Origin of the sequence: Micromonospora globbae, assembly GCF_003610785.1 — a bacterium.
GTDB classification, from domain to species: domain Bacteria; phylum Actinomycetota; class Actinomycetes; order Mycobacteriales; family Micromonosporaceae; genus Micromonospora; species Micromonospora globbae.
Genome location: NZ_RAQQ01000043.1, coordinates 1 through 17,621 on the forward strand (window position 1 = coordinate 1; position 17,621 = coordinate 17,621).

17 protein-coding genes and 1 pseudogene are annotated in these 17,621 nt (G+C 68.5%); 12 read left to right on the forward strand and 6 right to left on the reverse strand.

The annotated features are described in order from the left end of the window. Positions 1–218, forward strand: a pseudogene (locus tag D7I43_RS30825) (heavy metal translocating P-type ATPase); the annotation flags it as partial. A 110-nt stretch (positions 219–328) separates the two neighbouring features. On the opposite strand, the gene D7I43_RS30830 reads toward D7I43_RS30825, so the two are convergent. Then, complete coding sequence (locus D7I43_RS30830) at positions 329–1,201, reverse strand: F510_1955 family glycosylhydrolase (RefSeq protein WP_147427351.1); 873 nt, start codon at positions 1,199–1,201, stop codon at positions 329–331. 159 nt (positions 1,202–1,360) lie between these two features. Between D7I43_RS30830 and D7I43_RS30835 the strand changes: the two genes are divergently transcribed. The 3 genes from D7I43_RS30835 to D7I43_RS30850 all read left to right on the forward strand — a co-directional run bounded on the left by D7I43_RS30835 (position 1,361) and on the right by D7I43_RS30850 (position 4,061). Beyond that, positions 1,361–1,813, forward strand: coding sequence for a DUF2752 domain-containing protein (locus tag D7I43_RS30835; RefSeq protein ID WP_120332088.1), 453 nt, complete (start codon positions 1,361–1,363; stop codon positions 1,811–1,813). A 598-nt stretch (positions 1,814–2,411) separates the two neighbouring features. Further along, positions 2,412–3,083 (forward strand): DUF305 domain-containing protein, encoded by a 672-nt coding sequence (locus tag D7I43_RS30845; RefSeq protein WP_120332089.1) that lies wholly within the window; start codon positions 2,412–2,414, stop codon positions 3,081–3,083. Between the two features lie 273 nt (positions 3,084–3,356). Then, the gene (locus tag D7I43_RS30850) at positions 3,357–4,061 is read left to right on the forward strand and encodes a C39 family peptidase (RefSeq protein ID WP_120332090.1); all 705 of its coding nucleotides are present in this window, start codon (positions 3,357–3,359) and stop codon (positions 4,059–4,061) included. Positions 4,062–4,178: 117 nt separating this feature from the next. Here D7I43_RS30850 and D7I43_RS30855 read toward each other — a convergent pair whose 3' ends face one another. Next, on the reverse strand, positions 4,179–4,757 hold the full coding sequence (locus tag D7I43_RS30855; protein WP_120332091.1) for a DUF305 domain-containing protein: 579 nt from the start codon (positions 4,755–4,757) through the stop codon (positions 4,179–4,181). A 249-nt stretch (positions 4,758–5,006) separates the two neighbouring features. Here D7I43_RS30855 and D7I43_RS30860 point away from each other — a divergent pair, with 249 nt between their 5' ends. Then, complete coding sequence (locus D7I43_RS30860; RefSeq protein WP_120332103.1) at positions 5,007–5,366, forward strand: BlaI/MecI/CopY family transcriptional regulator; 360 nt, start codon at positions 5,007–5,009, stop codon at positions 5,364–5,366. Then, on the forward strand, positions 5,363–6,280 hold the full coding sequence (locus D7I43_RS30865; RefSeq protein WP_120332092.1) for a M56 family metallopeptidase: 918 nt from the start codon (positions 5,363–5,365) through the stop codon (positions 6,278–6,280). The genes D7I43_RS30860 and D7I43_RS30865 overlap by 4 nt, the downstream gene beginning before the upstream one ends. Before the next feature lie 190 nt (positions 6,281–6,470). Here the strand turns inward: D7I43_RS30865 and D7I43_RS33930 are convergent, their stop codons facing one another. Next, a complete protein-coding gene (locus tag D7I43_RS33930; RefSeq protein WP_275670868.1) occupies positions 6,471–6,674 on the reverse strand; it encodes a heavy-metal-associated domain-containing protein in 204 nt (67 codons plus the stop codon). A gap of 333 nt (positions 6,675–7,007) precedes the next feature. Here D7I43_RS33930 and D7I43_RS30875 point away from each other — a divergent pair, with 333 nt between their 5' ends. Then, positions 7,008–8,435: an MFS transporter gene (locus D7I43_RS30875; RefSeq protein ID WP_120332104.1), complete on the forward strand. Its 1,428-nt coding sequence runs from the start codon at positions 7,008–7,010 to the stop codon at positions 8,433–8,435. 359 nt (positions 8,436–8,794) lie between these two features. Here the strand turns inward: D7I43_RS30875 and D7I43_RS30880 are convergent, their stop codons facing one another. Further along, positions 8,795–9,091: a metal-sensitive transcriptional regulator gene (locus D7I43_RS30880; RefSeq protein ID WP_120332094.1), complete on the reverse strand. Its 297-nt coding sequence runs from the start codon at positions 9,089–9,091 to the stop codon at positions 8,795–8,797. 142 nt (positions 9,092–9,233) lie between these two features. On the opposite strand from D7I43_RS30880, the gene D7I43_RS30885 reads away from it, so the two are divergent. Genes D7I43_RS30885 through D7I43_RS30895 form a run of 3 tightly spaced genes read left to right on the forward strand, consistent with a single transcriptional unit; the run spans position 9,234 to position 12,706 of the window. Further along, positions 9,234–9,443 (forward strand): heavy-metal-associated domain-containing protein, encoded by a 210-nt coding sequence (locus D7I43_RS30885; RefSeq protein ID WP_120332095.1) that lies wholly within the window; start codon positions 9,234–9,236, stop codon positions 9,441–9,443. Positions 9,444–9,478: 35 nt separating this feature from the next. Continuing rightward, entirely contained in the window at positions 9,479–10,438 is a 960-nt protein-coding gene (locus D7I43_RS30890; protein WP_120332096.1) for a hypothetical protein, read from the forward strand. Between the two features lie 12 nt (positions 10,439–10,450). Next, positions 10,451–12,706 carry a heavy metal translocating P-type ATPase gene (locus tag D7I43_RS30895; RefSeq protein WP_120332097.1) on the forward strand — a complete coding sequence of 752 codons (2,256 nt, stop codon included), beginning with the start codon at positions 10,451–10,453 and terminating at the stop codon, positions 12,704–12,706. Positions 12,707–12,939: 233 nt separating this feature from the next. Here the strand turns inward: D7I43_RS30895 and D7I43_RS30900 are convergent, their stop codons facing one another. Further along, complete coding sequence (locus tag D7I43_RS30900; protein WP_120332098.1) at positions 12,940–13,440, reverse strand: hypothetical protein; 501 nt, start codon at positions 13,438–13,440, stop codon at positions 12,940–12,942. Positions 13,441–13,718: 278 nt separating this feature from the next. Between D7I43_RS30900 and D7I43_RS30905 the strand changes: the two genes are divergently transcribed. Further along, a complete protein-coding gene (locus tag D7I43_RS30905) occupies positions 13,719–14,294 on the forward strand; it encodes a TetR/AcrR family transcriptional regulator (RefSeq protein WP_120332099.1) in 576 nt (191 codons plus the stop codon). 413 nt (positions 14,295–14,707) lie between these two features. On the opposite strand, the gene D7I43_RS30910 is transcribed toward D7I43_RS30905, so the two are convergent. Further along, positions 14,708–15,466: a zinc metalloprotease gene (locus D7I43_RS30910; RefSeq protein WP_120332100.1), complete on the reverse strand. Its 759-nt coding sequence runs from the start codon at positions 15,464–15,466 to the stop codon at positions 14,708–14,710. Between the two features lie 508 nt (positions 15,467–15,974). On the opposite strand from D7I43_RS30910, the gene D7I43_RS30915 reads away from it, so the two are divergent. Continuing rightward, complete coding sequence (locus D7I43_RS30915) at positions 15,975–17,240, forward strand: LVIVD repeat-containing protein (protein WP_147427352.1); 1,266 nt, start codon at positions 15,975–15,977, stop codon at positions 17,238–17,240. The last annotated feature ends 381 nt before the right edge of the window (positions 17,241–17,621 follow it).

The following is a 17,621-nucleotide window of genomic DNA, read 5'->3' on the forward strand; positions in this document are numbered from 1 at the left end:
TCCGCCTGTCCCGGGCCTCGTACCGAAAGATGATCCAGAACCTGGCCTGGGCCGCCGGCTACAACGTCGTGGCGATCCCGCTCGCGGCCGGCGTCCTCGCCTGGGCGGGGATCAGCCTCAGCCCGGCCGTCGGCGCAGTGCTCATGTCGGTCTCCACGATCGTCGTGGCGCTCAACGCCCAGCTGCTGAGGCGGGTTCGCCTGACGCCGGGGGCCTGAACACGGTGTGGCGGCGGCCCAACCCGGGCCGCCGCCACCACCTGCCCCGAGGAGCTGTGGACGCATCGCAGGTCTCCCTGTCACGACGAGTGCCCGCGGTTGGCCGAGGGTCACGACAGGGAGGTCTGCAGGGGTTGCCAGCTGGCGCCCGCGTCGGTGCTGCGCAGCACGCGACCATCCCCGGTCGCCACGAACAGCGTGTCATCGTGCGCGGTGAAGGCGGCTGGCGCCGCGGGAACGCGCCCGGCGCTGGACCACGTTGTGGCGGCGTCCCCGGAGACGAGGATCTGCCCGTCGTCAGTGATCCCGTGCAGCCGGTCCCGATCTGCCCAGTGCAACAACACAGTTGCTGGTCCGCCGGCCGGCGTCCACGTGCGCCCGCCGTCGGTAGATCGTTGCAGGCCCTGCTCTGTGGTGGCCAACAGGATCTCCGGCTGCCCTGGTTCAACGGCGATGTCGTAGGCCGCGATGGTGGAGCGGGCCTGCCAGGTGAGTCGGTCGCTGCTGGCCAGCAGGGAACCTGTCGTGGAATCCAGGCCGTAGGTGAGGCCGTCGGCGCTGCGCAGGGCGTGGAAATCCGCCTGCCCCGCCAGAGAAACCGATCGCCAGGTGCGTCCGCCGTCGGTGCTCTCGATCAGACCCAGATGCGTCGGCCCGCCCTGGCCGGGCGCGGGGTGCCCCGAGGCGAGAAAGTGGTCTGGCCCGATCACCGTGAAGCCCATGGTGTCCTGGCGCCCGTCCCCGACATAGGCGGCTTCCGTCTCCGATACGCGAACCACCCCGTGGTGCGTTGCCACATAGAGCTGTCCGTCCGCCGGGTTGACGGCCATCCCGTGCACATGACTCAGCCCGCTCGACACAGATGCATCGGACCGGGGAGGCTCATCACGCCACGTGACGACCGCGATGACCGCCGCGACCAGCAGGGCAATGCCCAGCGCCACGCCCGCCCACGTCACCCGGTTTGACTGTTTGGCGGGCACCTGGCCTCCTCGCCTCGAAGTCCGGATCCGGAGATCGTTTCGCCGACGACTCCAAACTACTATGGGACGTTAGTAGCATCGCTGGCCGGGCCAGCGATGCTCGTCAGGGGCGGAAGACTCACGACAGGCGACACGGCGAATTGCGAGGGACAGGGACAGATGCGACAGATCACCGCGATGGCCGACCGCGCGGCGCAGCGGTGGGCAACTCTCGGCGTCGGTGCCGCCCTCGTTGCCGCCGGCGCCTTCGTTGTTCGATTCAACCCCACCGACAGCGTCGCTGATCCCACAGGCCCCTGCCTGTGGCACACGATCACCGGGATCAACGGACCTGGGTGCGGGGGAACCCGCATGTTCTACTACCTCCTGCACGGCGACCTCGTGCAGGCCGCACGACACCACCTCGCCGCGCTCATCGCGGTCCCGTTCGTCGCGTACGTCGGCGTGCGATGGGTGGCCGCGGCATGGTTCGGACGCGACCTTCCCGCGCTACGCTTGTCGCCGCGCGTGTACGCCACGTACATCGCGGCCTTCCTGCTCTACAGCACGGTGCTCCGCAATCTTCCCTGGGCGCCATTCGCATGGTTCGACATCCCGAATCTGACGCCCTGACCGGGGGCGACGCCACCGGCGGACCAAGACTGATGACGCGACAACCGTAATCGCACCTACTACCCTGGATAGGGATGAACGGGACGACAGCGATGAAGCAGGCCGTGGGGCCTTTCAGCCCCCCGCGGTTGCTGCTGCTCGTCCTGCTCGCGTTGGGTGTCGCTGGCATGCACACACTCGGCCACGTCGGCGACGGGCATCACCCCGCGCCCGCTGTCGTGGACCACGCCGACTCCGGCATGGTCACCCAGCCCCACGCTGGGGCCGATCAACCTGTCGCAGCCTCTGACGCCGATGACGCGCGAGATCACGGGTTGCGTCTCGACGTGTTCGCGGTATGTCTGGCCGTACTCGGTGCGGTGGGCATTTTGCTCTGGGCAGCACGGACGGGCCGTCTTCGCAGCGGCCACGTCCGGCTCTTGCGCGCTCGATGGGCGCCGCAGCCTGCAGGGCGAGGACCGCCCCCGGTGCCTGTCGGATTGCGGCTGGCTGTCGTTTCGGTGTCGCGAACGTAGGAGTCGTGTGGGGCAGACCTGTGCCTCCCACTCACCCGTTTCCGACCTGAATCGATCCCAGACCGTAAAGGATTTTAGAACTCATGAAGCGCACCCTTGTGCGCCGCGCGGCCCTGGCCGGCGCGGCGCTGTCCGCCCTGCTTGCGATTGCGGCCTGCAGCGGCAACGACATGTCGGGCATGGACCACGGTGGTGACAGCCCGACCGTCAGCTCTTCAGCCTCCACCGCGGCGACCTTCAACGACGCGGACGTCATGTTCGCGCAGATGATGATCCCGCACCACCAGCAGGCGGTGGCGATGGCAGACCTAGCCCCCACGCGGGCGAGCGACCCGGAGCTGAAGGACCTCGCCGCGAAGATCAAGGCGGCGCAGGACCCGGAAATCACCACGATGAAGGGCTGGCTGACCGCCTGGGGTAAGCCCACCGCGGCGCCCTCGGGACACAGCATGCCGGAGATGAGTTCGGCTCCCGGTCACGACATGCCCGGTATGGGCTCGCCCACCCCGGGCGGGTCAGGCATGCCGGGGATGATGTCCGACAAGGAAATGGCGGATCTCCAGGCCGCTCAGGGCGTGGAGTTCGACAAGATGTTCGCCCAGATGATGATCGCGCACCACAACGGCGCAATCGAGATGGCCAAGACCGAACAGGCGCAGGGCAGTAACCCGGACGCCAAGGCACTCGCGGCGAAGATCGCCTCCGACCAGGAGGCCGAGGTGCAGACGCTCCAGAAGATCCTCGACCGCCTGTAACCGGCACACAACCAACCCGGCCGGGCCCCTGACAGTGGGCCCGGCCGGGCCCGTACTGCACGCAGGCCACGGTCGATGCAAGCCGGCACATCCGACCTCAGCTCGGACCTGGAATGCCGACGCGGCCGCGGCCGTTGTGTTCCCCAATGCCGAAGTCGCGAACAGTTCGGCGTTGATCTGTTTCCGGCGCGTATGCGCGTGCCGACCCGAACCCCGAGACGAACACGTGCGGCCGAGCGACGTCGCACTGTTCACCCGAGGAAAGGTGAAGCAATGAAATACCCCGCCCGGTGGCTTCCCGCCATCACCAGCGGCTCCGTCGTCCGCGGGACTGTTGCCAAAAGCGCGCTCGGTGTTGCCGGACTCGCGTGCCTGGGCGCCGTCGCGGCTGGTGCCGCCGGCGTGCAAGCCGCCGCGCCAGCGGCCGCTGCCACACCCGCCGCCGTGCAACAGGCGGACAAGCCTTCCGCCAAGAGCCTGAGCGACTACACGTTCCAGGCACAGCCGAACATCTACTACTGCGGCCCGGCCTCGACCCGAATCGCCCTGAGCGGCCAGGGGAAGCTCAAGAGCCAGGATGAGCTCGCCGAGAAGCTCGGCACCACCGTGGCCGGCACCGCCTCGGCGTTCGACATCACCCGAGTTCTCAACGCCGAGCTCGGCAAGGACGTGTACAAGACCGGAGAGATTCCGACAGACACGGTCAGCCCAGACGAGGTGCAGCGACTGAAGACCGATCTACGCAAGGCGATCGACGAGAACCGCATCCCGGTGGTCAACGTCATCGGCGCCGGTGTCGATGCTGACGGGCTGACGCGCTCGTTCCCCGTCGGGCACTACCTCACCGTCGTCGGCTACGAGGACGACGGCAGTATTGTCAAGCTCGCCGACCCGTGGCAGCCGGTGGGTGACGGCACCTACTGGATCCAGGTCGACGAACTGGCGAAATGGGCCGCCACCCGCGGCTACTCCGCCTGACACGGCAACGCGCACGGCGGTCCTCGGCGTGAGGACCGCCGTGCGCACCACCGTCAGGGTTCATGCATGTGGCTCCAGTCGGCTGCTACACGCGGCTGGCTTGCTGGCTTCTGGCCGTCAGCCCAACTGGTCCCGCAGGTTGTTCATATCGCTGACGTCCTGAAGTTGCTGATCCCGAATCTGCCGGGCGATATCGCGCGTTCGGGTGTCCGCGGAGTCACGTTGAAGGTCAGCCATCATGATCGCTGACATGTGGTGGCTGCTGAACGTGTCAAGCCACTTGCGGTCGAACTCCGTCCCCGACAGCTGCCGCAGCTCAGTCATCTCCTGTTCGTTGAACCTCGCCAGCGGTGCCTCCGGTGGCTGCGGGCTCATGTTTCCGCTCTGCGCGATGCTCTGCAGCTGCGGTAGCTGCGCCTTCTGGTTCTGCTGTGACCGCTGCGCCACCGCCCGAACCCCGTCATTTGTCGACTTGTCCAGCGCCATCTGGGTCAGCTCGATCCCATCCTGATGGTGTGATGCCATCATCGCGGCGAACATCGCTGCCTCCTGGGGGGTGGTGGCGGACGGCGTGGGACTGGCGAGGGCAGCAGGTGCCTGAGCCGGGCGCGCGGCGACGCCGCTAGCGACCACGGCGGGGATGGGCAGCCCCACAACTGACATGACGATCAGCGCCATAGACCGTGTACGCCGCATCCGTCCTCCTTTTGCCCGCTCACAGCGAACCAGCAGAGCGCGTAAACCACGAACACCCTGTCGCGTCGGCGCCGCTTACCCCGAGCCACATGGCGCTAACGCGCACACCAACGTCCTGGCCCGCCTGTCCCTTGAAGGAATGAAGGGCTGAGGCGCGATCAACTTGCTGGGGTCGGGCGGCAGGCGCCGCACACGCTCATGATCGGATCCCGGGCGTAGGCTGACGCAGAGGTGGGGGGCGGTGCATTCGTGAACGGGTTGGGTGAGCTGGAAGCCGCCGTTATGGACGTGTTGTGGCAAGCGGGGGAGCCGCTACGGGTGCGCGAGGTACTCGAGCGCCTGTCCGGCCGCTCACTCGCGTACACCACTGTGATGACAGTGCTGGACAATTTGCACCGCAAGCAATGGGTCCTACGTGACAAGAACGGCAAAGCCTACCAATACCGGCCCGCCGGCAGCCGCGAAGAACTCACCGCACGCACGCTGCGGCGCCTGCTGGAAACCAGTCAGCAACCGGACGTCGTGCTGCTGCATTTCGCCCGCTCCGCGTCCGAGCGGGAACTGGCCGTACTGCAGCAGGTCCTCGACGAGAGGTTGGAGAGGCGATGAACGTGGGTGCCTGCCTCCTCGTCGGATCCCTCGTCGTCGCCTGGCTGGCGCCGCCGCTGCTGGAACGCGCCGGCGGGCGTCACGATCCCTTCGCCGTGCTTCTGGCCTGGTGGGCGGCGATCATCGCCGTGATCTCCTCCTTTTTCATCGGGGTGGCGCTGCTCCTCGTGCCCGAGTCCGGTCTGCACCGATGGGTGGAGCTCGTCGCGCACCACTGCTGGGTGGCCGTCAGTCACGGCCACCTGCCTGCACAGCATGAGCTGATCGGGATCGCGGCGACACTGACGGCTGTTGTGCTCATCGTGCGGACCGTGGCGTCTGCGGTGCGCCAACGCCGCGCACAGCGGGCGTCCCGAGAGGCTCATCGTGACCTTCTGGCTCTCCTGGGAAGGCCGCGAACCTCGCACACACCATCCGTCCTGCACGTTCCGCACACCACTCCCATGGCCTACAGCATCGGCGGGCGTGACGGCCTGGTCGTTCTCTCCACGGGGGTAGAGCAGCTCCCACCAGCGCAACGAGCGGCCGTGCTGTCTCACGAACAAGCTCATCTTCGTGGACGCCATCACCTGCTCGTCGCAGCTGCCGAGATCCTCGCCGCCGCCATGCCGTGGGTGCCGATCACCCGCCAGGCCCCCGATGCCGTGCGGGTCCTGGTGGAGCTGTGCGCCGACGCGACCGCCGTCCGTTCCTGCGGCGCTCCTGCCGTGCGAGCGGCCTTGATAGCCCTCGCCGGATCTCCCGGCCCCGCGCACGCCCTGTCGATGGCCGGCGCGGACGTGCCGCTGCGGCTGTATCACCTGCAGGCCGGCTACCGAACACGCACCGCGCCCACGCGGCTGCTGCTTCCACTCGCCGCAGTTGCCGCGCCGGCACTGGTCGCCATCGTCACGGCAGTGACGTTCTGCGCCTGACGTTTCGGCAAGGCGCCAATCGAACACTCCGCCGAGACGCCCGCGGTAGCGCCGGATGGTGAGCGTGGCCAGGCATCGGCGAATAAGCCGACCGGGCCACCCGCCTGGTGATCCCGGTGGGACACCGGGAAGAACAGATCCGCCGCGACCGCTCCAGAGTCGCCGGTCGGTCGCGGCGGATCATCTCCGCTCAGCTCACGAGTGAGTAGCCGGCCTTCTCCACGGCCGCGCGGACGTCGGCGATCGCCAGCGGCGCGTCGCTGGTGACCGCGACGGTGCCGGAGGCCACGTCGATCTCGACGCCGGTCACGCCCTCGACGGTGCTGACCTGCTTGCTCACGTTGTTGGCGCAGCCGCTGCAGGTCATTCCTGACACGGTGTAGGTGGTACGCACCCCGTCGACGGCGTCAACCGCAGCCGGCGTGCTGTCGGCCGTGGCCGTGGCGCAACCGCAACTGGTTCCGCTAGTGCACATGGACTCTCTCCTCTCGACGAAAGGGGCGCTGGCTGGCGCCCTGCCACCCCGGACAGAAGCCCGGCGGGCAAGCCCGTGAGGCCGGGAGCCAATGCGCCCTGACGAACGATGAATATACCCATAGGGGGTAGAGGGATCAATCAACTGGCGTGCGGCGGCGAAGTTCGACAACTCCGCTTGACATTCAATACCCCCCGGGGGTAAACCTTCACCACTTACCGATACCCCCTAGGGGCATAAGGAGTGGTGGAGATGTCACACGGATCCAGGCGCTGGTGGGTCCTCGGACTCATCGCGCTCGCCCAGTTCATGGTCATCATGGACACCTCGATCATCGGGGTCGCCTTACCTCGCATGCAGGACGACCTCGGCTTCTCGCCGGAGAACCTCTCGTGGGTGTTCAACGCCTACGTGGTCGCCTTCGGTGGCCTGCTGCTGCTCGGCGGCCGGCTGTCGGACCTGTTCGGCGCGCGTCGCATGTTCACCGCCGGGTGGCTGATCCTGCTGGTCGGGTCGGCCGCTGCGGGGCTGGCCGACAGCGTCGCGATCGAGCTGGCCGCCCGCGCCACCCAGGGAGTCGGCGCCGCGCTCATCGCACCGTCAGCGCTGACGCTGCTGATGATGCTCTTCGGCGCCCAGCCGCGAGAGCTCACCCGGGCCCTTGCCCTCTACGGCGCGGCCGCTCCCGCGGGTGGCACCGCCGGCGTCTTCCTCGGCGGCCTCATCACCGAGTACATCAGCTGGCCGTGGGTGTTCTACATCAACATCCCCATCGCCCTGATCGCCGTGCTGGCCACCCCGGCGCTCATGCCCGCCGGCGGCGCCCGCCGAGGTTCCCTCGACGTGGCCGGGACACTCACCGTCACCGCCGGTCTCGGCGCCGCGGTCTACGCGATCGTCCGGGCCCCCGAGATCGGATGGACCTCCGGGCAGACCTGGCTCGTCCTCGCCGGGGCAGTCGCCGCGTTGGTGGCGTTCGTGGCCATCCAGGCCGCCCGCCGGGAGCCGCTGATGCGACTGTCGATCTTCCGCACCCCGAACCTCGCCGCCGCCAACGTCGCCCAGCTCCTACTCGGCGCGGCCTGGATCCCGATGTGGTTCTACCTCAACCTCTACCTGCAGCAGGTCCTCGGCTACAGCGCCTTCCCCAGCGGAGCCGCGCTGCTTCCCATGACGGTCCTCATCATGGTGGGGATGATCGCGCTCGCGCCGCGGGCGATCGGCCGGTTCGGCCCGAAGCCGATGGTGGTCGTGGGCCTGGCCGTGCTGGCCGCAGGGCTCGGCTGGCTGGCTCTCGTCCGGCCGGACGGCAACTACGCCGTGGACGTCCTGCCCGCCTCCCTCGTCACGGCGCTGGGAATGTCGCTGGCGTTCATCCCGTCGCTGGGCACGGCGATCTCCAGCGCCCCGCCCGAGGAGGGTGGCCTCGCCTCCGGGATCGTCAACACCAGCTACCAGGTGGGCTCGGCGCTCGGGCTGGCCGCGATGACGGCGGTCGCCGCCTCATACGGCGCGGACCGGCTCGGTGACCTGCCGGCTCTCACCACCGGCTACTCCGCCGCCTTCGTCGGCGCCGGTGTCATCGCCGCTGCCGGAGCCGTCATCGGGACGCTCACCCTGCGGGCCCGCGCGGCTGGTCCGCAGGCTGTTGTGGAGGCCGAAGAGGCGAAGGTCGGCTGAGGTGAGCGGTTCGGCCCGGAATGCGAGTTCGGTACTCATCGCGCGGACATCATCATGATGACCCGGAGGTGGCCGTGACCGACGGTCTAGCGGGGCCTGACGAGATTTGAGCAAGGGATGGAGCCTCGAACGCTCCGCCATCGGGTGGCCGGCGGTGCAGCCGGCCACCCGATGTGACGGCGAGGCGAAACGGCAATGCCGGCCGATACGCGATCGGCCGGCATCTCGTCGTTGTGCCAACGCCAGGCGTGGTGCTCCAACCACCTGCGGCGCTGGTGTCCATCGGCAACGGGAAGGGCTCGGGCGTGAAGAGGCGGTAGGGCTTGGGCCCGAGGCTGGAGCTCCACCCGGTGTGGGGATCAGCCTCGCTTCATGAGGCGGCCGACGGCGGCCATCATCTCGGTGGCCATCTCGTCGGCACGACCGTCAGCTGCGCCCTCGTGCATGCAGTGCCGGGCGTGCCCGTCGAGCAGCCCGAGGGCGACCTTGTCCAGCGCGGCCTGGATCGCGGAGATCTGGGTGAGCACGTCGATGCAGTAGCGGTCGTCGTCGACCATCTTCTCGACGCCGCGGACCTGCCCCTCGACACGGCGGAGCCGCGCGAGCAGCTGGTCCTTGCTGGCGGTGTATCCGCGGATCGGAGTGGGTGTGGTCATGCGAACAAGGATACCGTACCCCTCGGGGGTATGCTACGGTGCTTGGAGGGGATACCCCCCGTAGGTATTTGGTTGTTCGATGGCCCTCGCCTCAGCGGAACCGCCGGACGTTACGGGTGAGGGTGTTGAGAGGAGCGTTCCGATGACCACCGCCACGTACCAGGTAAAGGGCATGACCTGCGGGCACTGCGTGAACTCGGTCAGCACCGAGATCAGCGGCATCACCGGCGTCCGTGACGTCCAGGTCGACCTCGCCTCCGGGCAGGTCACCGTCACCAGCGACGCGCCGCTGGACCCCGCGGCCGTGCGGGCTGCGGTGGACGAGGCCGGCTACGACCTCGTCGACGCCTGAAAGTCCCAACCCGAAGAGAACCCGAGGTGCCAGTCATGAACACGGCAGCGAAGCTGAGCGGCTTCGGGCTCGGCCTCGTGGCGGTGTTCGGCGCGGCGTACGGGGTCGGCCAGGTGGTCGACCCCGTCGCCCCGGCCGCCGAGATCCGCCACGACACCACCGCCGAGCACGGCAGCGCGGGCCACGACGAATCCGGCAGCGGAAACGCCGCGCAGATCCCCGGCGGCCTGCTGGTCTCCGACCGGGGTTACACCTTCCTGCCAGTCGCCGCCCCGAGCGGCGAATTCGCCTTCCGGATCACCGGACCCGACGGCCGCACCGTCACCGCCTTCGACGAAGCGCACGACAAGCGCATGCACCTCATCGTCACCCGCCGAGATCTGTCCGGCTTCCGGCACGTGCACCCCGACATGACCCCCGACGGCACCTGGCGGGTCGCCTCGCCCTTCGCAGACCCCGGAAGCTGGCGCGCCTTCGCCGATTTCGTCCCCACCGGCGGGCAGCCACTCACCCTCGGCGTAGACGTCGCCCTGCCCGGCGCATTCATCCCGCGCCCTGTGCCAGCGCCGGCACGGACCGTGAGCGTCGATGGGTACACCGTCACCCTCCACGGCGACCTGCAGCCGGGCAAGACCGCCAAGCTGAACCTGACCATCAACCGGGACGGCGCACCGGTCACCCACCTGGAGCCCTACCTCGGCGCCTACGGCCACCTGGTGGCACTGCGGGCGGGTGACCTGGCATACCTGCACGTGCACCCCGATGGCGAACCCGGCGACGGGCGCACCCAGCCGGGCCCGCAGGTCACCTTCTACGCCGAGGTCCCCTCCGCCGGCACCTACCGCCTCTACCTCGACTTCCAGCACGCCGGAACCGTCCGCACCGCCGAATTCACCGTGGTCGCCGGCGCCGTACCGGCGACGCCGGCGACTCCCACCAGCCCGACTCCGACCGCCACCGCAGCGCACGGCGAGCCCGGCCACGGCCACAACTGACCGGAGGTTGCGATGACATCCACCGCGAAAACCCTGCAGCTCGCCCCGAACCAGATCGAGCTGTCCATCGGCGGCATGACCTGCGCGTCCTGCGCGGCGCGGATCGAGAAGAAGCTCAACCGGATGGACGGCGTGTCCGCCACCGTGAACTACGCGACCGAGAAGGCCACCGTCCGCTACGCCGGCGACGTCACCCCGGACGACCTGATCGCCACTGTGGAGAAGACCGGCTACACCGCAGCCCTGCCGCCCCCGCCGGCCGCCACCGGCGCACCTGAGCCAGCGGAGCCAGTCGACGAACTGCGCGGCCTCCGCACCCGACTCTGGGTCTCCGCGGCGCTGACCGTGCCGGTGATCGTGCTGGCCATGGTGCCGGCCTGGCAGTTCGACTACTGGCAGTGGCTGTCGCTGACCCTGGCCGCCCCGGTGGTGGTCTGGGGTGGCCTGCCGTTCCACCGCGCCGCGCTCATCAACCTGCGGCACGGTGCCGCCACCATGGACACCCTGGTCTCGGTGGGCACGCTCGCCGCGTTCGGCTGGTCGCTCTGGGCGCTCTTCCTCGGCGACGCCGGGATGCCCGGCATGACCCACCCGTTCCGGTTCGACATCACCCGCTCCGACGGGGCCGGGAACATCTACCTCGAGGCGGCGGCCGGCGTGACCACGTTCATTCTGGCCGGACGCTACTTCGAGGCCCGTTCCAAGCGGACCGCCGGCGCCGCCCTGCGCGCCCTGCTCGAACTCGGCGCCCGGGACGTGGCCGTGCTGCGCGACGGCGTGGAGACGCGGATCCCGGTCGACCAGCTCGCCGTCGGGGACCGGTTCGTCGTCCGGCCCGGGGAGAAGATCGCCACCGACGGAGTGGTGGACGAGGGCACCTCGGCGGTCGACGCCAGCATGCTGACCGGCGAGTCCGTGCCGGTCGAGGTCGGTCCGGGCGACGCCGTGGTCGGCGCCACGGTGAACGCCGGCGGCCGGCTGGTGGTCACGGCGACCCGGGTCGGTGCGGACACCCAGCTCGCGCAGATGGCCCGCCTCGTCGAGCAGGCCCAGACCGGCAAGGCGGCCGTGCAACGGCTCGCGGACCGGATCTCCGGCGTCTTCGTCCCGATCGTGATCGCCCTCGCGATCGGCACCCTCGGCTTCTGGATCGGCAACGGCAGCGGCCTGGCAGCCGCCTTCACCGCCGCAGTGGCCGTACTGATCATCGCCTGCCCCTGCGCGCTCGGCCTGGCCACCCCGACCGCGTTGCTCGTCGGCACCGGCCGGGGCGCCCAGCTCGGCATCCTCATCAAGGGACCCGAGGTGCTGGAATCGACACGTCGAGTCGACACCGTCGTACTGGACAAGACCGGCACCGTGACCACAGGGAAGATGACCCTGGTCGACGTGCTGCCCGCCGACGGCACCGACGCGGACGACCTGCTGCGGCTGGCCGGCGCGCTCGAGGCCGCCAGCGAGCACCCGATCGCCCAGGCGATCGCTGCCGGCGCCGCCGACGCCGGGAACCTGCCTCCCGTCACCAGCTTCGCCAACATCGAAGGGCTCGGCGTCACCGGCACCGTCGACGGCCACGAGATCGTGGTCGGTCGGGCCCGCCTACTGCGCGAGCGGGGACTCGATGTCCCCGCCGAGGTGAAGCGCGCTGCCGACGAGGCGGAAACCACCGGCCGCACCGCCGTGCTGGCCGGCTGGGGCGGGCAGGCCCGCGGCGTCCTCGCCGTGGCCGACGTGGTCAAGCCGACCAGCCGAACGGCGGTCGACCGGCTGCGGGCCCTGGGCCTGACCCCGGTGCTGCTCACCGGTGACAACACCACCGTCGCGAAGGCGGTCGCCGCCGAGGTCGGCATCGACCAGGTAATCGCCGAGGTGCTGCCCGCCGACAAGGTCGACGTGGTCAAGCGCCTTCAGAGCGACGGGAAGGTCGTGGCAATGGTCGGCGACGGAATCAACGACGCCCCCGCGCTCGCCCAGGCCGACCTCGGCCTCGCCATGGGCACCGGCACTGACGTGGCAATCGAAGCCTCAGACCTGACACTGGTCCGCGGCGACCTGACCGCCGCCGTGGACGCCATCCGCCTGTCCCGGCGAACCCTGAGGATCATCAAGAGCAACCTGTTCTGGGCCTTCGCCTACAACGTGGCCGCCCTGCCACTCGCCGCCGCGGGAATGCTGAACCCGATGATCGCCGGCGCGGCGATGGCCTTCTCGTCGGTGTTCGTGGTTGCCAACAGCCTCCGCCTGCGCCGCTTCCGCACCATCGCGTAGCGGCAGCGTCCGTCGAGGCGCCCATCTGCCACGAGATGGGCGCCTCGAACCGCACCTACCGCCGTGCCAGTGGCCCACTCGTCACAACACCTAACACCCGTGCTGCACGGGGCAGGCCTTCGAAAGCGGCAGGCATAGGCAGCCGAGCCGACGAGTAGCCACGGGTGTTTGCCTATTTCCGAAGGAGGTGAAGGTTCACGACCACCGCGATGCTCGTGACCCGCCGAGGGCGATCAAGCTCGCTGCCGCCTGAATCCCGTCAGGCCCCGCGGCTTGTAAACGGCCAACACCGTCGCGGCCAGTAGCACCAACAAGCCGCCGATCGCATGCACGACCAGCGACACCACCGCCGCACGCCACTGCCCCCCACCGGCCACAGACGAGGAAGCCACCGCGGCATCCGCGAGCGCGGCAACCGGCTGCAACTGGAGCAGAAGCACCACGGTGGCAACCGCAACCAACGCCAACTTGATCAGCACCCACCAGTGACGCACCAACCCCCAGTGCGACGCCAGCGATGACACCACCCCACTGAGCAGCGTGACGACTGCGAGCGGAACGATGGCGAACCGGACCGACAGATCCATGGCCACATATCCGGCCGCGGTCACCATTGCCTGATCGCTGCGCAGCGCCGCCAATGCCAGGACGAGGAAGACCACGACCGCGCCGAGCCACCCCAACGAGGCAACCACGTGCAAGGTCAACGCGGCCTTACGCCACCGTTGCCGCACGGGGCGTCACCGCCCGCCTGGTAGGTGGCGCCCAGGACCGTGCTCACCGGCGACGCCGCTTAGTTGTAAGACGACGAACGCGATCAGCAACGCGGCCACAAGCAGGCCGATGACCTTCACCCACCGTGGCACGCCTGTTGGAGACCCCAACCCACCCGACTCATCCGCCATTTGACTCTCCCACCCGGTCCCAGCAGCGACTGGTCCACATTTATCGAGACAGAGTGTCTCTGTCAAGGCGAAGTGTATTGGGTGGTATCCGTCTGTATCATTCAGGGGTGCCGAGGCTGTGGAACGACACAATCGAGGCGCACCGGGCGGCGGTGCGCGACGCTGTGCTCGACGCCGCAGCAACCCTGGTCGGCCACCATGGGCTGACCGGCGTCACCATGTCCGGGATCGCTGAACTCACCGGCATCGGCCGTGCCACCCTGTACAAGTACTTCCCGGATGTCGAAGCCATCTTGCTTGCCTGGCACGAGCGCCAGCTAGCGCAGCATTTAGATCACCTCAGCGCTATCCGCGATCAAGCTGATAGCCCGTCAGGGCGGCTGCACGCCGTGCTCGCGGCCTACGCGCGGCTCTCGCAGCACCGCCACGGTGGTGACCTCGCTGCCGCGCTGCACCGAAGCGAGCACACCGCGGACGCCCACGCGCGGTTGCACATGCTCGTGCGGGACTTGCTCGCCGACGCCGCCGAAGTCGGTCAGGTTCGTGCCGACGTTCCCCCCGACGAACTGGTGGCCTTCTGCCTGCACGCCTTGACCGCATCGGGCGCGCTGGCCTCCGACGACGCGCTGCAGCGCCTTGTCACTCTCACCCTCACCGCGCTCAAGCCCACCACCGCGGACTGACATTTCGAACTCTATGCCTAGACGGGGCGGCCAAGGAGTGAGGACCGGCGCTGGCTGCACCGTCCCGGATGTGTCCTTGCGCTGGTCGCCGCCGCGCACATGCCCACCCTCCCCGGACATCCGGCTGGGCCACCGACCTGCTCACCCAAGCGCTGCACGACCTAGCAACCGTGGCTGCCGATCCCGCACGGCTCGTGGGGGGACCGTCGCACGTGGTTCTGACCCGCCACTGCCGCGGACCACACGCATAGCGCCAGGGTGCCGGGGCGGGGAAGCACGATGTAGGGGCGCGACGACACCACGCGGAATAGGGCAAGCCCGGTCAACGGCACGCGACAGCGGTCCCCCGCGCATCTCGAGGGACCGCTGTGCGCTGAACAGGCCGAGCGCGGCTCTGGCCGGCGAGTGATGGATCAGGCCCAGATCACGTGGGTGACAACCGTGGTGCCGTCAGCGAAGTGCCGGACGTAGGTGGAATGCCGGTCAGCCCGGGAGCCGCTGACCAGGCTGCCCCAGGACTCGGGCGAGTTGCCCACCGACGCGCCAGCCGCCGCAGCAGTTCCCAGCGTGCTGGTCGAGTCGACATGCGAGTAGATCGAGGCCAACTCGTCGTAGTCGTGCTGGTTGGGGTGCTGGTTGGTGCTCGGGTCGTTGGTGTAGTCCATGCAGGTGCCGAGGTTCGCGTTGTTGAAGTCCTCGTCCTGGTGGTCCAGCCCGAAGGTGTGCCCGACCTCCTGGCAGGTCACCAGGTTCCGCCACGCCGCAGTGTTGTACTGCGGGGTGTTGAAGTAGGTGTCGTTCAGCTTGACGGTGCCCTGGGTGATGTGGGTGCCCCCGGTGATGGAGATCGAGGCGATGCCGAGCCAGCCGGTGTTGCCGTAGGTGGAGTTGCAGACCTCGACCCGACCAGTCGTCCCCCTGCAGTTCTTCGGGTTACTCAAACCAGCCACCACCCGGGTGTCGAGCACGGTGGACCTGCTCCAGTCCGCCGAAGCGCCGGAGAGCGCGGAGTCCCACTGGGAGCTGACGTTGTCGCCGAGCTGAAGGGTGAACGGGTTGGCGGTCCGAGCCCAGTGGTAGCCACCCCAGCTGTGGCCGGCCTGCGCCGAGGAGGGGAACAGGAACAGAGTGACGGCCGTGGCGCCGGCGATGGCCAGCAGTTTTGTGCGCATGTCAGCTCCTCAGAGGTGCCATCAGTGGGTACGTATTGACCCGGATGACTTCATACGTCCCACCGCCGGCACCAAGAAGGTCGCTGCGGGCAACTCTTCGTCAAGGGTGAATATGGGCGACTGTCGAGTAGTCGGGGAGTGGCTTCGGCGCTCCGTGAATAGCGGCTCGTCTGACCTCCACCCGAGCGCCGATCGTCCCAACCCTCGCCAGCCGGACCGCCCGCTCGCTAACGCCGGAGGGTGGCACGCCCACCCCCGGCGCCGCCCGCCACCGCCTGACTGGCACCGAACTGACGGACGCTGCCCGTTCGAAGATGCCCGGGTGCAGACCTGAGGCCCGTTCATCCTCACCGAGGGGCTAGCGCTACCTGGAGGCATTTGCCAAGGTGACATCCACGACCATGATCGTGCCGCTCGGGCGCGGTCACCACCGACGTGAGGGAGCGCTGTGCGCAAAAGATCCCTGATCCGATCACTCGCCATAGCAGGCGTGGTGACACTCACCGTGATGTCGTCTCCTGCGTACGCACACGAGCCGTGGGAGGACGGATCCGTTCCGCCCCCGCCGCCCAGTAGCCCCGCCGACGGCTACAGCCAGAACATGCACCTGCTCTCGACGGACGAACACACCGGCGGCACCAACAGCGATCTCGCCTTCTCCGGCAACCTCGTCTTCGCCGGCCACTACGGCGGCTTCCGCATCATCGATATCTCAGAGCCGGGCACGCCGGAGGAGCTGGCCGACGTGCACTGCAACGGGCCTCAAGGCGACGTATCGGTGTGGGGCGACCTGCTGTTCCTGTCCGTAGACACCCCGCAGAGCACGCCGAGTTGCGACGGGTCCACGAACGTCACCGCCTCCACCCCGGGCGCCTGGGAGGGTGTGCGGGTCTTCGACGTCAGCGACCCACGTGCACCTAGATTCCTCCAGGCGATCCGGACCGACTGCGGCTCCCACACCCACACACTGGTGCCACGGGAGGATGGCGGCACCTACATCTACGTCGCGTCGTACCCTCTGAGCGCAAGCAACATCGGCCCGGACTGCAAGGCGCCGTTCGAGCGGATCTCGGTGATCAACGTTCCAGGTCACGACGCCGCCGCCGGCCTCGCCGCCGCGGTAGTCGCCGAACCCACCGTCAAGGGGATCGACCTGTTCGCGGGCTCGTCTGGTGACTTCTTCGCCTGCCACGACATCCAGGTGCTGACCCCGCGCAACCTCGCCGCCGCCGCATGCCTGTCGCAGGGCCAGCTCTGGGACATCACCAACCCGCTCGCGCCCCGGGTGACCGCCGACATCGACACGCCGGACGTGGACATCTGGCACAGCGCAGCGTTCACCCACGACGGCAAGCACGTCACGTTCGGCGACGAGTACTTCGGGCCTGCGCAGGAGCCGTTCGGGGCGATCTGGACGTACGCGGTGGACAACCCAGCCGTGCCGCTGAGCCACCTACGTATTCCGCGAGACGAGCCGAGCACCTACCACAACTTCAACTACATCCCGGTCGCCGGCCGCAACATCCTGGTCTCCTCCGCCTACGGATCCGGAACCTCGGTGGTCGACCTGACCGACCCGAGCAACCCGAAGGAGATCGGCTACTACGACATGAGGTCCAACCAGTGGTCGACGTACTGGTACAACGGCCTGATCGTCGCCAATGACATCTCACGAGGTCTGGACGTGCTCCGGTTCAGCAGTCGAGAAGCCGCCGGCGCCCGCCGCCTGCCGATGCTGAATCCGCAGACGCAGACATTCCTGTTGCATCGCTGACAGTGCCACGACAAGGCGGGCGGGTGGCAAACTACCCGCCCGCCTTGGTACCACCGGTCTCCGCGCGGCGGATACCGTCTCGCCTGGGGCGCCACAGTCCTGCCACAACAAAGGGTGGTCGACATAGTTCTGGTCTACGTGACGATCGGTCAAGTTGGGCTAGCTCCAGGGTCAAGACGAGGTCGACGACCAACGTTCCGAGCCAGCCTGCGACGTGACGGCATGCACGGTTACCGCCGCCTTGAGGGGAGGCTGGTCGCGTCCGCGCTGGTGGTGTAGGAGACGGCCATCGCGGGATCCGGTTTGATGTTATGCGGCGATCGGGGTGGGGTCGGTCTGGTCGGTGTCGTGTTGGCTGGTGTCGATCGTGACCATGCGGGC

What these genes read in the sequence shown, in the direction of transcription:
- D7I43_RS30890 (WP_120332096.1), top strand. Translation starts at nt 9,479, where the DNA reads ATGAACACGGCAGCGAAGCTGAGCGGCTTCGGGCTCGGCCTCGTGGCG.
- D7I43_RS30910 (WP_120332100.1), bottom strand. Translation starts at nt 15,466, where the DNA reads ATGCGCACAAAACTGCTGGCCATCGCCGGCGCCACGGCCGTCACTCTG.
- D7I43_RS30880 (WP_120332094.1), bottom strand. Translation starts at nt 9,091, where the DNA reads ATGACCACACCCACTCCGATCCGCGGATACACCGCCAGCAAGGACCAG.
- D7I43_RS30885 (WP_120332095.1), top strand. Translation starts at nt 9,234, where the DNA reads ATGACCACCGCCACGTACCAGGTAAAGGGCATGACCTGCGGGCACTGC.
- D7I43_RS30895 (WP_120332097.1), top strand. Translation starts at nt 10,451, where the DNA reads ATGACATCCACCGCGAAAACCCTGCAGCTCGCCCCGAACCAGATCGAG.
- D7I43_RS30845 (WP_120332089.1), top strand. Translation starts at nt 2,412, where the DNA reads ATGAAGCGCACCCTTGTGCGCCGCGCGGCCCTGGCCGGCGCGGCGCTG.
- D7I43_RS30855 (WP_120332091.1), bottom strand. Translation starts at nt 4,757, where the DNA reads ATGCGGCGTACACGGTCTATGGCGCTGATCGTCATGTCAGTTGTGGGG.
- D7I43_RS30835 (WP_120332088.1), top strand. Translation starts at nt 1,361, where the DNA reads ATGCGACAGATCACCGCGATGGCCGACCGCGCGGCGCAGCGGTGGGCA.
- D7I43_RS30850 (WP_120332090.1), top strand. Translation starts at nt 3,357, where the DNA reads ATGAAATACCCCGCCCGGTGGCTTCCCGCCATCACCAGCGGCTCCGTC.
- D7I43_RS30865 (WP_120332092.1), top strand. Translation starts at nt 5,363, where the DNA reads ATGAACGTGGGTGCCTGCCTCCTCGTCGGATCCCTCGTCGTCGCCTGG.
- D7I43_RS30875 (WP_120332104.1), top strand. Translation starts at nt 7,008, where the DNA reads ATGTCACACGGATCCAGGCGCTGGTGGGTCCTCGGACTCATCGCGCTC.
- D7I43_RS30915 (WP_147427352.1), top strand. Translation starts at nt 15,975, where the DNA reads ATGTCGTCTCCTGCGTACGCACACGAGCCGTGGGAGGACGGATCCGTT.